Origin of the sequence: Janthinobacterium algoris (assembly GCF_051380935.1) — a bacterium.
Taxonomy (GTDB): Bacteria; Pseudomonadota; Gammaproteobacteria; order Burkholderiales; family Burkholderiaceae_D; genus Janthinobacterium.
Genome location: NZ_JBNYXZ010000020.1, coordinates 27356 through 42436, shown reverse-complemented (window position 1 = coordinate 42436; position 15081 = coordinate 27356). Strand labels below are relative to the sequence as shown.

The 15081-nt window shown below is 54.9% G+C and carries 15 protein-coding genes; 14 read left to right on the top strand and 1 reads right to left on the bottom strand.

The window, feature by feature from the left end; genetic code table 11:
• Positions 1 to 42: 42 nt before the first annotated feature.
• The 9 genes from ACQ4W7_RS24150 to ACQ4W7_RS24110 all read left to right on the top strand — a co-directional run bounded on the left by ACQ4W7_RS24150 (position 43) and on the right by ACQ4W7_RS24110 (position 7773).
• A complete protein-coding gene (locus tag ACQ4W7_RS24150; protein WP_436533860.1) occupies positions 43 to 1218 on the top strand; it encodes a TraU family protein in 1176 nt (391 codons plus the stop codon).
• 12 nt (positions 1219 to 1230) lie between these two features.
• Positions 1231 to 2577, top strand: a complete 1347-nt coding sequence (locus tag ACQ4W7_RS24145; protein WP_436533858.1) for an integrating conjugative element protein — start codon at positions 1231 to 1233, stop codon at positions 2575 to 2577.
• 7 nt (positions 2578 to 2584) lie between these two features.
• Positions 2585 to 2800 carry a hypothetical protein gene (locus ACQ4W7_RS24140; RefSeq protein ID WP_436533856.1) on the top strand — a complete coding sequence of 72 codons (216 nt, stop codon included), beginning with the start codon at positions 2585 to 2587 and terminating at the stop codon, positions 2798 to 2800.
• 7 nt (positions 2801 to 2807) lie between these two features.
• Positions 2808 to 3203 carry a hypothetical protein gene (locus ACQ4W7_RS24135; RefSeq protein WP_436533854.1) on the top strand — a complete coding sequence of 132 codons (396 nt, stop codon included), beginning with the start codon at positions 2808 to 2810 and terminating at the stop codon, positions 3201 to 3203.
• A gap of 10 nt (positions 3204 to 3213) precedes the next feature.
• Positions 3214 to 4800, top strand: coding sequence for a conjugal transfer protein TraG N-terminal domain-containing protein (locus tag ACQ4W7_RS24130; RefSeq protein ID WP_436533852.1), 1587 nt, complete (start codon positions 3214 to 3216; stop codon positions 4798 to 4800).
• A 295-nt stretch (positions 4801 to 5095) separates the two neighbouring features.
• Complete coding sequence (locus ACQ4W7_RS24125; protein ID WP_436533850.1) at positions 5096 to 5572, top strand: PH domain-containing protein; 477 nt, start codon at positions 5096 to 5098, stop codon at positions 5570 to 5572.
• Between the two features lie 33 nt (positions 5573 to 5605).
• Positions 5606 to 6355, top strand: a complete 750-nt coding sequence (locus ACQ4W7_RS24120) for a DsbC family protein (protein WP_436533848.1) — start codon at positions 5606 to 5608, stop codon at positions 6353 to 6355.
• Positions 6356 to 6364: 9 nt separating this feature from the next.
• Complete coding sequence (locus ACQ4W7_RS24115; protein WP_436533846.1) at positions 6365 to 6832, top strand: hypothetical protein; 468 nt, start codon at positions 6365 to 6367, stop codon at positions 6830 to 6832.
• Positions 6833 to 6834: 2 nt separating this feature from the next.
• Positions 6835 to 7773: a DUF3262 family protein gene (locus ACQ4W7_RS24110; RefSeq protein ID WP_436533844.1), complete on the top strand. Its 939-nt coding sequence runs from the start codon at positions 6835 to 6837 to the stop codon at positions 7771 to 7773.
• A gap of 396 nt (positions 7774 to 8169) precedes the next feature.
• Here ACQ4W7_RS24110 and ACQ4W7_RS24105 read toward each other — a convergent pair whose 3' ends face one another.
• Entirely contained in the window at positions 8170 to 8490 is a 321-nt protein-coding gene (locus tag ACQ4W7_RS24105) for a hypothetical protein (protein WP_436533842.1), read from the bottom strand.
• 502 nt (positions 8491 to 8992) lie between these two features.
• On the opposite strand from ACQ4W7_RS24105, the gene ACQ4W7_RS24100 reads away from it, so the two are divergent.
• From ACQ4W7_RS24100 to ACQ4W7_RS24080, 5 genes are all read left to right on the top strand, one after another.
• The gene (locus ACQ4W7_RS24100; protein WP_436533840.1) at positions 8993 to 9955 is read left to right on the top strand and encodes an ArdC family protein; all 963 of its coding nucleotides are present in this window, start codon (positions 8993 to 8995) and stop codon (positions 9953 to 9955) included.
• Positions 9956 to 10178: 223 nt separating this feature from the next.
• Positions 10179 to 10913 (top strand): DUF3577 domain-containing protein, encoded by a 735-nt coding sequence (locus ACQ4W7_RS24095; RefSeq protein ID WP_436533838.1) that lies wholly within the window; start codon positions 10179 to 10181, stop codon positions 10911 to 10913.
• A 1241-nt stretch (positions 10914 to 12154) separates the two neighbouring features.
• A complete protein-coding gene (locus tag ACQ4W7_RS24090) occupies positions 12155 to 12640 on the top strand; it encodes a hypothetical protein (protein WP_436533836.1) in 486 nt (161 codons plus the stop codon).
• Between the two features lie 263 nt (positions 12641 to 12903).
• Complete coding sequence (locus ACQ4W7_RS24085; protein ID WP_436533834.1) at positions 12904 to 13203, top strand: hypothetical protein; 300 nt, start codon at positions 12904 to 12906, stop codon at positions 13201 to 13203.
• Between the two features lie 247 nt (positions 13204 to 13450).
• Complete coding sequence (locus ACQ4W7_RS24080; RefSeq protein ID WP_436533832.1) at positions 13451 to 15022, top strand: UvrD-helicase domain-containing protein; 1572 nt, start codon at positions 13451 to 13453, stop codon at positions 15020 to 15022.
• Positions 15023 to 15081: the final 59 nt, after the last annotated feature.

The window sequence follows — 15081 nt, the reverse complement described above, 5'->3', positions numbered from 1 at the left end:
CCTGGGGCATGCGCTTGGGCGCAAACCAATACCGCGGAAATCGTGACAAACACCCTGAAGGCGGTGCCCGCGTGCAGCAACTACAGGGTGGCGGGCGTTTGTTTCTGGCTAAAGTGTGAAGCATTTCCACCGCATTGCCGCGTGATAAGCAATGTGAGAATCTCCCATTTTTCACCCGAGGTCGTTGTCAGCACCTGGCATGACGCGGCGAGCCATCCCTGGGCCGATTACGGGCGCACGGTCACCAAAACGGTAGGCGGCGTCGCGTCCGGCCTCGTCGGTATGGCAATCGATTCCGCAGGTACCAGGTTCACGGGCGAGCGAACAGACCGCAATATCCTCTATCGAGATGCCGATGCCATCGGCAATCCTACGTCGCTGATTGGCCTGGGCGCATCGGCCAACCCGAGCATTGCCGGCCGTTCCGAGCCAGCAATACCGGGCGTGGACGAGTTGAGAAAATTTTTGCAGAAATCGCCCTTAAGCAATCGCGGTGATACCGCTACCGCGTCAAGATTATTGGATATCGCGGCACTTCAACACGGGGCGGACGTTTACACACGCGGTGCGGCGGCAGTAACGCAAGTGCGTCAAACATTAGCATCTGGCGCATCGACTTTCACCGCTCCTACCGGCGGCGTGGCGCGTGCTACGGGGTTTGCGGCGCCGGCCGCCGCCAGTGGTTTGATGTGCCCGTCGACGTCAAAAGCTTTGATGGTGCACTTCCATTCCTATCTCGATGCGTTGGTATGGCGCGGCGTTGTGCCGGCCGAGCTGTTATACCCGCAAACTTATCTGCCTGGGGTGCAAGAAGTTGGTAGCTCAGGCCTCAACACGTGGGGTAGCCTGTACCCCCGGGTCGGTGCGGTGACGCAGCAGATACCGATCAAGGGTGCTGCGGTATTGGCGCAACGTGTGGCAAACATCATTTCGCAATCAGCACAGCCGCATGTGTACGCCGTGCTCTCTCCGGACTCGGGCTACCGGTACTTTGGACTCGGGCCGGTGCTACCCAACGATTCCAAAAACTCGAAATGGCAGCGCCTGTATCCGCATTCCTCCGTGACCTGCGAAGTGTTTGGTACGAATGACACATTGTCGCTGACCACTTGGGGCGATGGTCAAAGTTCGGGCGAAGAGGCCTATAGCTGGAATCTATGGCGGCGCCTGGAATGCTGCAAAGTCGAAGGCGTCTTTATCGGATCAATCGCATTTTGAACAGGGGGGGCAATGAACTCATTTTGTCAGTATCGTATGTTCGCCGTGCTGGTTGCGGCGTGTGCAGGCTCGGCACCCGTGATGGCTCAGACGCAGGATGTACCGAGATCGCAATCCCAGCTTTACTACCGCATCGGTGGCAGTGCGCCTGCCTCAAGATCACTGAATCCTAGCGCGCTGGCGGTCAAGATGGGATTTGGCCTCAAGCTCAACGCCAACTACACCTGCGGCAAGTTCGACGTCGGACTTAGTTGGGCTAATTTGATGAACGGCTTCAGTAGCCTCGGCACCCAAATCACGGGAGCCGTCAAAGCCGGGATCAGTGCCCTGCCACTTTACCTTCTGCAGCGAGCCCAACCGGGGTTGTATGAACTCTTCCAGACGTATGCCAAAAAGGCTGAGATCTCCGTGAATGCGGCACTGGACAGCTGCGAACAGATGGAAGCGCAGATCAAGCAAGGGAAGGATCCCTACGCGAAGTGGGTAGGGCTGGCCAAGGGCGAAGGGTGGAACGTGGAAGCCGGCACCAATGCGGACGTTGTCTCTGCGAAAAGCAAGGTCGAAACGGACAATGGACGACGAGGGATCACCTGGATCGGTAATAAGGTCGCCGGCGGTTTCGCGCAACCGGCCATTCGTCCCGTGAACGACATCGTTGTGGCAGGCTATAACCTGACGATGATGCAGCCAGTCACCGCCTCCAACACGGCGGACTATTCGTCTGGCGGCACACCGCTAGGAAAGGCATTTCCGCGGCCGCAGGACGCTGCAGATTTTGCCGTCACGGTGCTTGGCGACCAGTTGATTGCGACGTGCGACGAGCCTTCCTGCGCCCAGAAAGGTGCCGTTACCGCGATTGGCTTGCAATCGAAATATGACGCCGAGATCCCGACCGCGCTCAACCAGGTCAAGCTCGCGATCAGTACCAGCAATCCGACGTATGCGACCCTTGTTGCGTCCGGTGCGCCCGATGTTTCGATGTCGACGGATGTGGTACGCGCAATTCGTGAGCTGCCGGCCGATATGCAGGCGATTAGTTCCCAGCGTATAGCCAAGGAGATTGCGCTTGCCCGGACCATCGAAAAGGCGCTGGCAGTGCGCGCGGTGTTGATATCTGGCATGAGCCTTCCCGAGGTGCAGAAGCATGAGCCGGCCCTGGAGATCGCCAAAACGAAGGCTGATATGTTGAGCCAATTCATCCAGGATTTGCTGTTCGAGAGCCGGGTTCGCCGGGAAATGGTCTCGGACACCGCCGGTTCTCTGCTGCAGGCGTATCAAGGGCGGCGGGCCATATCGGCCCCTCTACCGACGCAGCAGCCGGCAGATAAAAACATCATGACCAACGGTCGAGTGAAGTGAGGCTGACATGTTCAACAATATCCATTTACTCAAACAAGCATACTTTCGGCTGAAGAACACTCCGTATTTTACCGTGCTGTGTCTCGCGGGAACGTTGCTGATGGCGATGCTTGCCCTGGCCGTGCTGGGCGGATCGGGCATGGTGCTAGGTTGGCTGGCAGACGAGGCTTGGGCGCTTCTCGAATCCTTGGCCATTAATTTCGTCCGGCACGTGAGGTGGTGAGGCTGATATGTCCGACAAGATTCGCTCCATTCAACGCGCACACCCCCGGCCGAAAAAGTCGCTGTATCGCGTCCTGCTGCGTGGTGCGGGCATGTTGCTGGCGACCATGCTGGCCATGGCAGTGCTGGGCGGATTGGGCCTGCTTCTTTTGCTGGTATCAGACGAAGCCCGCGCGCTTTTTCAGTTCATTGCCCGCTACCGCGTTTATGCCTACGGCTTGCATCTGGCTGTCACGATCTGCTTCTGGCTTGGATGGGCGAAGGTCGTTGCGTGGCTGGTGTCGCGCCGTTTTGTCCCGGAATCTGCGCGCCAGGCCTTGATCGAACGCAAGGGCCGGTGGTTTGCCGCGCTGCTGATGCTACAACTCATTTTGCTGGCGTCTTCGGTTGGCCAGTCTGCTTAGCGGAGGAAATATGGGTGTCGACAGTTACCTTGAGCTGTACACCACGCTCTACGGGTGGTTCTTCAGCAGCGTGATTTGGAGCGTTTTATCGGCGAGCGGGATCATCTACCTTCCGTTTCTGGTAACAATCGTGCAAGTCTGGCGTGAGGGGCACGAGATGGACGACGATGCGCAAGGCACGGCCTGGATGATCCGACGGATGGAAGTCGAGTTGTTTTCGGCGATTGTCGTGTTTGCACTTTGCCTCGTTCCCTCGTCCATCACGTCGCTGTCGAGCATGAAACTGTATTACGCGCCCACGCCGACTTCGCTTGAGCCGGCCCCGGTGAAGGCAACGCCGGGCGCATCGGACAGCAGCTACGGCCGCCCCGAGGTATTCGGCAACACTGTGCCAGGCATTTCGGCAATTCCTCCATGGTGGTATACGGTGCTCGGCATCAGCAGCGGCATTAACGCCGCCACTCGCGCTGGCATTCAGGGAGGCATTCGGGATTTCCGACAGCTTCAGGATCTGGCCCATATCGCCACCGTCCAGGATCCACAACTTCGCTCCTCAGTGCAACGTTTTTATAGCGAGTGCTTTGTGTCGGCCAGATCCCGATTCCTGACCGCCGGAAACCCGTCGGCTGTCGCAGCTGCGCAGATCGCGAAGTACGGGCAGGCGGATACTGACTGGATCGGAAGTCACGCATTTCGTAATGATCCTATGTTGTATGCCGATTTGTATGCCAGAAGCGAAGTGGCCGGCTTTCCATTCAATCCTGCTCGCGATGTGGATGTCAATACATCTGCGGGTAGCCCTGCTTTGGGAAGGCCGAGTTGCAAGGAATGGTGGGAAGCAAGTAGTTCCGGACTACGTGACCAGTTGAGCTCTACTATTGGAGGGCTTCAGGGGCTGGGTGCGGCGGTTCGGTCGCTGACACCTGGTATATCGGAAGAAGAGCACAGAGACTGGGAGGCTCGGCTGGCGTACCAGAAGACCGCGCCTACATACGTCGACAGCGAATCGATGACAAACGGCATCGGCGGCGAGACGGGGGGGATCGGATGGCTTATGCATCTGCCGGCGAACATCGCTGGCGCGGCCGGTACCGGCTGGCAGGCGTTCCAGGCGTCGGCGTCGATGAAGCCCTTGATCTATTTCATGACAATTGCGCAGCCGCTTATTCTGATGGCGATGTACATTTTCGTGCCCATCATCTTGGTGTTCAGCAGGTACAACCTGGCCGTCATGTTCATTGGTGCCATCGGAATTTTCGCAGTGAAGTTCTGGACAGTGTTGTGGTACATCGCGCGGTGGATGGATGACAATCTGATCGCTTCGATGTATCCCGGTATGAGCGGCAACGCGTTGCTGGAGTTTGCACTCGACAATCCGACGACCGAAAACACCTATAAACGCATTGTGCTCAACATGGCACTGATGCTAATGTACATCGGCATGCCGATTCTTTTCAACGGCATGATGGCGTGGATAGGTATCAACGTCGGCCACGGAGTGCAAAGGATGCTTGGCGATGCCGTCACCGCCGGACGGGATGCCGGACGAACAGGAGCCAATATCGCGACCGGTGTGGTCAAAGGGTTCAAAAAGTGAACGCTACTTCATTTCGTCGGGACGACCTTCCCAGCTGTAGCCATCGTTGTCCCACGAGTAGCGGCTCTCACGCGCATCCCTTGGGGAGCGCTCTTCGATGCCTCCCGCGCAAAGCGCTAGTAGCTCGATCAGAATCCTGCCAGCCCAAACCAATGCAAACACCAAAAAACCCGCGCACCAAAATAGCAGTCGAGAAATCTTCTTCGTTTTCATCACGATGTACCTCCCTCGCTTTCAAGCATACATCTTCCCTAGAGGATGTAAAGCTGAGGCTTACAACTCACATGGAGCCAACATGGACGACCAGTCAGAAGCTGTTGTAACCGAACCACCCTTTGCCAGCGCCGCAAAGGCGCTTCCGGAAAGCACTCCTATCTGGAAAGCAACTGAAGGCCAGATAGTCAACGCCTGGTGGATGTTCCTTTCGCTGGTCGGGTTCTGGCTGCTGGTGCCAGTACTGTGGACGGCATGGCGAATGATGCGGACTGCCTGCCATACCTACACGCTAACCACTCAACGTCTCAGGGAGCGTTCCGGTGTACTGACGGTCCAGGTGGACGAACTTGAGTTGTATCGGGTCAAGGATATCGCCGTTCATCAGCCTTTTGGCCAGCGGCTATTGGGACGCGGCCAGATCGTTTTGCTGACATCGGATCGATCGACGCCTCGTGTCGTGTTAAACGCGATCCCCGCGCCAGCAAAGGTAGCCGATCTTATCCGGGCACATGTGGAGCAGTGCCGTGTGCAAAAAGGCGTAAGAGAAATCGACTGATACAGATCAGACAATCATCACATAGGAGGATCTATGCTGCGATCTTTTATACCATCGCTCGCATTAAGCTTGAGCTTGCTCCACGGTTTGGCGGGTGCCGAATCTGCTGGCCCCGTGACACCAGACACCGGTCTAATGAAAGCGGCGATTGAGCGCCACACGAACATGGGCGTTGTGATCGATAGAATCACCCCAGCACCGATCGCTGGACTGTACGAAGTGGTCGCCGGCTCGGATATTTTCTATACCGATACCCAAGGACGCTTCGTGATTTTGGACGGCCGGTTGATGGATCTGGTAACCAAGGAAGATCTCACTCAGAAGAGGATCGATGCACTGAGTAGTGTGGATTTCGGCGCCCTGCCCTTTCAACTTGCGCTGAAGCGGACCCAAGGCTCGGGCAAACGCGCCATCGCAATCTTCGAAGACCCCACATGTCCCGCATGCAAGGTGGTACACAAGTTCCTTTTGCAGCTGCCAGATTTGACGGTGTATACATTCCCGTTGCCGATCGCTTCCCCAGGAGCGTTGCCGCTCGTGCGATCGATATGGTGCCAAGCTGACCGTGCCAAGGCCTGGGAAGCCGCGATGGCCGGTCGACATCCTCCTGTGGACAACGCATGCGATGCATCGGCGCTTGACGAAGTGATTGAGCTCGCCGCTCGGCTCAAGATTGCCGGCACGCCCACCATTGTCTTGTCCGATGGACGTCGAATTGTCGGCGCGTTGCCACCTGGCCAGCTGGTGAAGATGATCGATCAATTAGGCGCGGCGGCGCGTTGAATGGAGGCCATGATGAAATTGGTAAGCCGCTTCCTGCTCGCCTTGCCTTTTGCGCTGTGCGCGCTGAACGGCATTGCCAGGCCATTGGATGCCACCGGCGCTTGTCCCTCTGCGGGCACGCTGGTGGTGGCCGATTCGCATGTCGATCTTCGATTGACGGCCGAGATCCTGCGCCGTGCCGCGCAGCTGCCGCCTTGGTTTTCGCGCATGGACCTGTCAAAGAGCACCTTGCGCCTATATAAGAAGGCGAACTCAACGGTTCTCGTGCTCACCCGTTGCAACCTGACAGCCTGCGACGCTGAGCGGGCATACATCGGCTTCGCGGCACGGTCTAGCACCTGGGGGGCGAGCATCTATCTGGGCGGAGGGGGAGTCGAGTTGGGGCATCCTGTGATTCCAGGTGCCGCGGAGGAGATCATGGCGGACGAGATTGCGCCAGCCGTTATCTGTGCACAAAACCTGGATTGGGGAGATTAATCATGCGACTCCCATTGAAGCCAGGTTTCAACCTTGGGCGTACAACTTGGCGCTCCGGCGTAGTAAGCTGGCTAATATTTGGAATGATCGGCTTGGCCATGGCTGCCACGGGCTTCGCTGACTTTCTAAAAGCAATTGCACAACGTGAGTCCAGCCTCAATCCTGGTATTGTTAATAGCCAAGGCTATGCTGGTCTATTCCAAATAGGCACCTTGGCGATGACAGACGCCGGCTACTATCGATCGAACGGTAGCGCGGTCAACAGCTGGAAAGGGACATTCACAGGTAAAAATGGTGTGACGTCGCTGAACACGTTCCTGGCCAATCCCGACCTGCAGGTCAAGGCAATCACGGATTACTATGGGAAACTTCAGGGTTACATCAATTATTTTGGTTTGTCCCAATACATTGGTAGAACGCTCAATGGCACCCAGATCACTGCCTCGGGTTTGATCGCAGGTGCCCACCTGGTCGGAATAGGTTCCCTCAAGCAGTATCTCGACAGTGGCGGAGCCGTTATACCCCGGGACGGCAATAATGTGCCCGTGACGCAGTACATCGCACAATTCGGGGGCTTTGCGCTCGCTACAGTGGCGCCGTCGTTTGCGGAGGTGCTCGCTGCGAACCCTACCGGTTCCGCTGGCTCATTTCCACTGCCAACGACCCCTGGCGCAGGATCGCCGTCGTCACCGATATTTCCAACGCCGCCGTCCTTCTCGAACCCGGATGCTGCGTTCGCTGCTGGCAGTGGCTACTCCATGGCTGAATTCGCTCAATTGTTCAGGTTGCTGTTCGGAGCCGTACTCTTTCTATGGGTGGCTTACACGTTTGTCGGCGCATATCGCGGATATGCATCAGGAAAGCGGCCCCCTGTTTATGTCGGCAAGACACAGGTTAGAGTTGTCATTGTGCTACTCGTGCTTTTGGTGCTGTTGCGGTGACGTATACCAATCGTCTTTCTTGGTTTCAGACTGCAATGGGATTTGCAGTAGGACGTCCATGCGCGTGGCGACTACCCCGCAGCTATTCCCATACTTGCGCATGATTAACTTTTAGGAAGAATGCCCTGCACAGCTTATATTTGAGTCGGATTAATAGTAGGAGTCGATAATGTGCAATGAGTGCTGCATGACCTTCTAACAGGTATTCAAGTCCCCAGTGATTCATCAACTGGATAAGCTGGCCGGACTGGCGGTATGGAATGAAAAACTCAACCTGATTTCGCCCAACTTGACCAAGTCTTCGCAGCTCAGCAGCAATCGCTCAGTGGTAGCTAGTTGGGCGCCTGATCCGACAGGGAACTCGATTCACAGTCTCGCTGGTATGGGTACTTCCTTTTAGCGTGGCCGTTTCGGCTTCTGCTTGGACATCATGTTCTTTTCAGTGTAGTCGATGACCTTGGAGAACTGTTCAGCTTCGCCGTGGCGGCCTTCCACGCGCATATCTCGGCTCACCTGTTGTGCCTTGGCCAGTGCCTTGCTCGTCATATCGTTGAGGCTCTTAGGCGGGTTGCGTTTGCGCTCGTCCAGCGTCGCCTGGAGCGCATCTGCCGCTTTCAAGTCTTCCGGAATGCCTGATGCACGCAAGGTTTTGATGAGGCGTGGCATCATGCCGTACCGATTGTCGTATGCCAAGAACAGTTTAAATATGATTCCCATTACGTCCTTTATGTTGGTTTTGAGAAATTTTACGTTCACTTTATACAGCACTGTAGCCGGTTACAGAAACTTTTTTTTGGTGTGACAAAGGCGCTCCACGTCATGGTCATGGGCGGCCATTGCTTGGTCGTCCGTATCATGTCCCGTTTAACGAACGCCACATGACAGTGTCGTCCGCCAAAGAAGCTGCATCGACAATCACATCGTCTCGTGGTTCACCGAAGTCGGCTTGCTGCTACAAGACGATTGAGAGGCAGATTGACATGTACTTTAGATAAGCCTAACATCGTTACATGATGATCTTTTCAGATCACCAAGTGCAAGTTGCTCCCGCTTCCTTGCACGTGCCCAGCGCACGGGAGTTTCCCTCAATCTCGAGAGCATTCCGCTCTTAGCCTTCCATTCCTATTTGCACAATGCTGCCCATCCTGGCGGATGAGTGGTTTCGTGCTTCCTTTGTTCAATCTGGCCACTTCTTGTGGCCATTTTTTTGGAGTTCAACATGAAAAAAGGATCCAACTATTGCGATGACGTCGCGAAGAAATTGACCACCCTCCTGGAGCAAGGCGCGGCTCCATGGCAAAAGCCTTGGGCACCATCTTCGCGCGGCACAGCACCGTACAACATTGCTTCCGGGCGAAGATACAAAGGTATCAATTCCTTGAACCTCATGGCCCAGCCATTTGAAGATCCCCGGTGGATGACGCTCAATCAGGCGAATTTTAAAGGAGCGCGCGTTAGAAGACACGAGCGTGGGACAGCAATTCGGCGGTGGATCTTTTCGGAGGTTGCCGCGCCCGAAGATTCGGATGATTGTGTTGCATCCGATAGTCCGCAGCCGGCCGGGCGGAAGCCTAAAATGTACTTTACAACGATTTTCAACGCTGAACAGGTAAGCGGGTTAGATCCCCTGCAGCCAGCTCAGCTTGAATTTGATCCAATCGAGAGGGCCGATCGGATACTGCAGCTCTCTGGTGCTACCGTCAAGCATGACCAGCGTGATAGAGCATTCTATGCTGTTGTCGATGATGTAATACACCTGCCGGCGCGCCGCCAGTTCAATTCCGCCGTGGAGTATTACGCCACGGCGTTACATGAACTGGGGCACTGGTCTGGGCACACGTCCAGGCTCAGCCGTGATCTTTTTCATTCATTTGGTAGCCCGGAATATGCATATGAAGAACTGTGTGCGGAAATCGCGAGCATGATGCTTGGTGACGAGCTCGCGTTGGGCCATGATCCGAGTCAGCATGCCGCCTATGTTGGTAGCTGGATCAAGGTAATTCGCGACGATTCACAGGCCATTTTTCGAGCCTCTAACGCTGCGGAGAAGATTCGTTCCTTTGTGCTGGAACTGGGGAACAGCGAGGTCAAAGTCGCTGACGAGCGTTCGCTATCAAGCAGTGAAGTAAACAATCTGTCTTCCCTAAATAGCGGCGGGTGGCAGTCGGCACGACGAGCATAAAATCTGGTTGACACCGTCGTCAGGTCGTCCTATTGTTGATATTGAATTTGCTCGCACCTGAGCAACTGCGGTGGGTCAAACTCTTGCAACCCACACGTCCTGGCCGAGCATGCCAGGATCAGAGTCTCTGTAGCGCTTCTACCACCCCGATCGGGAAGACCTCTTCTCGATCCCCTGGGGCTCGGATGGTCTTCCTTTCGCTTTTTTTTGACTGGAGATCATCATGATGACCAATAACAGCCGCAACAATTCTTCGAAAACTACTGGTTCGGCGCGTCAATCCGAGCAGGAAAAAGCTCCTGAGCCCTCAGGATACTTTGATTTGCACACTAAAGGCTGCGGCTATATGAACCGGATCCGTTGGGTAGCTCCCAAAGGTAGCGGCCGCAAAGCAGAGCAGTTTCTGGCGTGCGCCATCAACGCGTTACATGGAAAAATCGCTGATCCGCACTACAGTTACTTGGATCTGCGTGTAAGTGGACAAGAAGCGATCGATCTCGTTTCTGATCTGATGGCGGATTGCGACGCTGATCGTAAGATATTCGTCGCCTTCACCGTTGGCGACATCTATGCGCATACGTACATTCGCGATATCAAGGAGCATGGTCGTAAAACTGGTGAGCAGGAAGCGGCCGCCGTCATCAAAGGGCGCCTTCTCCTCATTACCCATATTGCAATCGATGACGTCGTGGTATTTCAACGCGATCGCGAAGAGCGTACCGATGATTTGTCCGCCGGCGTGCATGGTGGACAGGACGCTGGCGACGTTGATAGGCGCGATGACGATGGCCAAGCGGATGAGCAACATAATCCGCTGGACGGCGCCATGCCGGACGGGCCAGCCGGTAGTGTTAGGCCATTCCCTTCACGCATAGGCGGGGTGGCAAGGCAGTTAGCCAGGGATTCACGCAACGTTCCGGAACCAGCGTTCCGCAGCAGTTCCCGTGGTCGCGTGTAGTTTCAAATGGAGAGTATGCAGAACCTTAGCAGCTCGATTTTTATGGTCTGATCCGAATCCCCTCAATACGAGGGGATTCTTTCCATTGCATACTTGAGGAGAGTCCGCTATGGAAAGAATGGCACCGATTTCACCACGTGTTTTCCAGTTTTTGACGTATCAAAAACTGGGTCTTTGCAACGCGTCAACTCCTGGAACGCGTACGGTCTTCGGACCTGGAGTCTTTGTGCAATGAGCGATCCGGTCCGGCCAATCCCGCAAGTTGACGGCATGGATCGTGAGCTCCGAGTTTGGAGTCTCGAAGCAAAGTCCCATCTGCAGCCAGTCTGGAACTGGCTGCTTTCGCATTAAAGTCAGGGTCGAGTCACAGTTCCCACTCCTTTAATCCAGCCAAGAGCAATCAGTACGTCCACGCGGCTTTCGAATTGCGGCGGCGCAAGCGGCCACACGCTCGCTATTCGAAAGCCGCGGGTTCCGCTGGAAGCTGAAAACTGGGCAGCAGCCGCCCCCAGAGCTGTAGCCTTTGCTGCTAGAATTTCTCTAGCGCAAACCTGTCGCCACCCTTGGCCTTCGCATCCGGGTGACCCGAGAAGCACCGTCGCAAAATGACGATCACCGCCAGATCTTCATTGGCACTGGCCGCTGCGGAGAAGGCAAATTTCAAACTGCATCAGTCCCAGATGGGTTCCTGGAAGAGGCATTCGTCTCTTCCAGGAAAGCACATGGCTACTTTCGTCACTCATCTTCCCGGCACGGTCTTGGCGCTTTGCGCCAAGCGCCCCCTCACTTTTATTACTGCGTACGATTCAGTCGAAGGTAATTTATTTAATCCGTTCGCTACCAGATGCTCGCGTTGATCGCAAGCGCATAACAGTTCCTTGCATGACATTTTTTTCAAGGACCTGATGCCCACCTCACGCTAAGTTAGCTGCATGTGGCAGGGCAATCCACCAACGACTTTTCTGCGGCAGCGTCAAGAAGTTATCTCGACGCGAAATCTGTCATGGTGTTTCGATTTTTTTGTGATGAAAGGAGATTAACGATATGGATACGTTTTCAAGTCGGCTTCCGGTTTCAGTGATGCGGCCGACGAAGGAGCAGGTACGGCGCTGGATGGAGGATCGGCGGTGTTCTTCGTTGCCGCCGCCATCGCAGAGCGAAATTCGGCGTCAGCTCGGCTGGGAGCTCGTCCATCCAGAAACATGGTTGACGCGATAGCCAGATTACTTTTGCAGGAGGTTATGATGAAAATAATCACAAATGATTTTCATGGTGCGGCCGTCGCGCCAGATGCCAGCTGCGGTTCGAAAAAACGTGCTGTACAGCGCGAGAGAAAAGAGGACGTCCGCCCTCACGTCGCAAAACGCGTCGAGAATTTGATCGTGGCGGCGGGTCAGATCACGGGTACAGACTTGGCGGCAGAGATGAGAATGTCAATGGACCAGCTCCGCAAGTACACCAGATATCTGCAAGTCGGCGGCCGTGCTCATAAAATGCGCGGCCTGCAGTACCCGACCGGCGTGTGGATACCTGGTCCTGAAACCGCCCACGAACATGAGCGGGGCCAGGTGCCATTGCACTTGCGGGTGAAGCACTGGCAGCGCTCCGCCTGTCGAATTGAACTGGCAGAAGCGCTTTTGTTTAACCGCTTTCCCACACTGACTACTACGCTGCTTGAAGACACCAAAAGGATGGCGAATACTATTCGTTTTCCTAAAGCCGAGTAGATCGGGATTTGTCGGTAGCGTGTACAGGTCCGACCCAATGTTGCCTGTTGGATTTTCTAAGCGCGGCATGTCATTGTAGTGGACGATTCTGGCCACTGCGACTACACTGACTTTCGAGGTACGCTGAATTTCGATTCGGCGCAAGCTAGTCAACCCCTGAAACTAGCGCAGCTTTTTGCTCGGGGTACATGTCCACAATCACCGCTCCTTAGGCCAGCCCTAAGGGCGACGCTCCGGGAGTTTTGCTGACCAAAGGAGCTTTTATGTCGAGCTTTCAATTTGATTCGTTAGGGTATTCCGAGCGTCTTCAAGAAGCGGGTGTACCCGCTCCACAAGCTGCTGTTCACGCAAAGGTCATGGCCGAAGTTCTGTCCAGATCTGTCGCATTTCCGGAAGATATGATGAGACTTGAATCGTCACTATTGCAGAAGATCGAAACCTCGTATCTGAAAATGACAACCGAGCTGGAGAAGCTTCGTAGCGATACGACTTTGCTCAAGGCAATGGTGGGTTTCCTGATCAGCTTGCAGCTTCCGGTTCTCTTTAAACTTTACTTCGGCTAGTCGCCGACGTAATCCCCGCGTAGGAAATCTTCTACGCCTTGCATGGCCTGTACCGGCATCTTTTGGTATGTGAGCCTCTTTTGACCTTCCTTGTTCAATGATTTTCCAGCGCATTTTTGCGTGGAGTTAATCATTTGCGCACTGTTTTTAATAAGTTTGTAGCTGACGTATGTACCCGGCCGGGAAGAACGCCTTCCCATCCGGGACTGCGTTCTCCCGGCCAATTTTTTACCTTTAGGAGAATGCTATGTCATCGATGACCCATGAACAAATATCCGTGGTGGAAAACGAAAGCGTGTTGCTTGCTGTCGATGCATTTGCCGGCACGGGCAAGACCACTACTCTTGTTGAGTATTCAAAATGCAGGCCAAATAAACGAATCCTGTACATCGCCTTTAACAAATCGGTCGCTTCGGAGGCTTGCGCGCGGTTTCCGGAAAATGTGCAGTGCCGAACCACCCACTCCCTGGCATACACCCGGGTGGGGAAACGTTATCAGGAAAAGCTTGGCAGTCCCAAGGCTTGGGAAATTGCCCAGACTTTCCAGTGCAATACCAAAAGGGCCAAGGATGCATTGCAGACCTTGGCCAACTGGTTTTGCTCGGCGGATCCTTTGGTCTCCGAGGAACACCTGGATGTGGAGCTGCAGGGTGATCCTGCCGGCGCGGCCGGTATCGTGCAACTCGCCGACAGAGTGTTTGCTGCGATGAAGGATAAGCGTTCACCGATAAAGATGCCACATGACGGGTATCTGAAGATATGGGCGCTCGAACTTCCAAACTTGGCATTCGACATTATCTTGCTCGATGAAGCTCAGGATACCAATCCGGTAACCCTGGACGTGGTGATGCGACAGGACTGCCAGAAAGTATTGGTGGGTGACCGGCACCAAGGAATTTATGGCTTTCGTCGTGCGGTCAACGCGATGGAAAAGGTGCAGGCCAAAGCCCGCGTTGCATTGACACAGTCGTTCCGATTCAGTGAGCAGATCGCGGGTATCGCAAGTGCGCTGCTCGCTGACTTTAAGGGAGAAGAAAAAACCATTGTGGGCCGCGCGGATATGAGTAATGCCTGGTCCATCAATCGGTCGCAACCATTTACGATCATCGGCAGAACAAACGCTGGCTTGTTTAGCAGTGCGGCGGAGCTGGTACTGGACAACGACGTGAAGTTGCATTTCATTGGTGGGTTCGACAGTTATGTCTTCGGGAAAGTTCTCGATGCCTATTTCCTATGGGCTGACGAACGGTCGCGGATCATAAGTCCAAGCATCGGCAGGTTCAATTGTTTCGCCGATTTCCAGCGATACGGGGTGGAGGCCGGGGACCTGGAGATTGCGGCGTTGGTGAAAACCGTCGAGCAATACCAGCGCCAGATTCCACGCATCTACGAAGCCATGAAAGCATCGCAGGTCAGTCTGCAAGAGAAGGCGGACGTCACTTTGACGACAGCTCATCGTGCAAAAGGTTTGGAGTTCGAGCAAGTGTATATGCAAGACGACTTTATCGAGCTGCCACCGGAAAAGCAATACGATCCGGAGGAAATCAACCTCCTGTATGTGGCCTTGACCCGCGCAATCCATGCAGTGCGGTTGCCCGAGAGCCTTACCCGGTGGCTAGGGGACCGGGCGCAACGGCAGAATTCGGCGAAAGGTACCGAAACTGTCGACGGCATCGAGCAGTGGCATTCACTGCAGGGCGAGATGTCCGAACGTGAGGCATGGGTACGGGAAAACGTCGAAGCGTTCGATCGGACTTCGGCAGATGTGATTCGGTTTCTGCTCCAAAAAGTCGACATCCTGAGGGATGCGTTGGATTGATGTTAAGTGGAAGGCGCCTCGTACGAGCCGTCTTCCCTCTTTTTATTGCTTTAAATGAA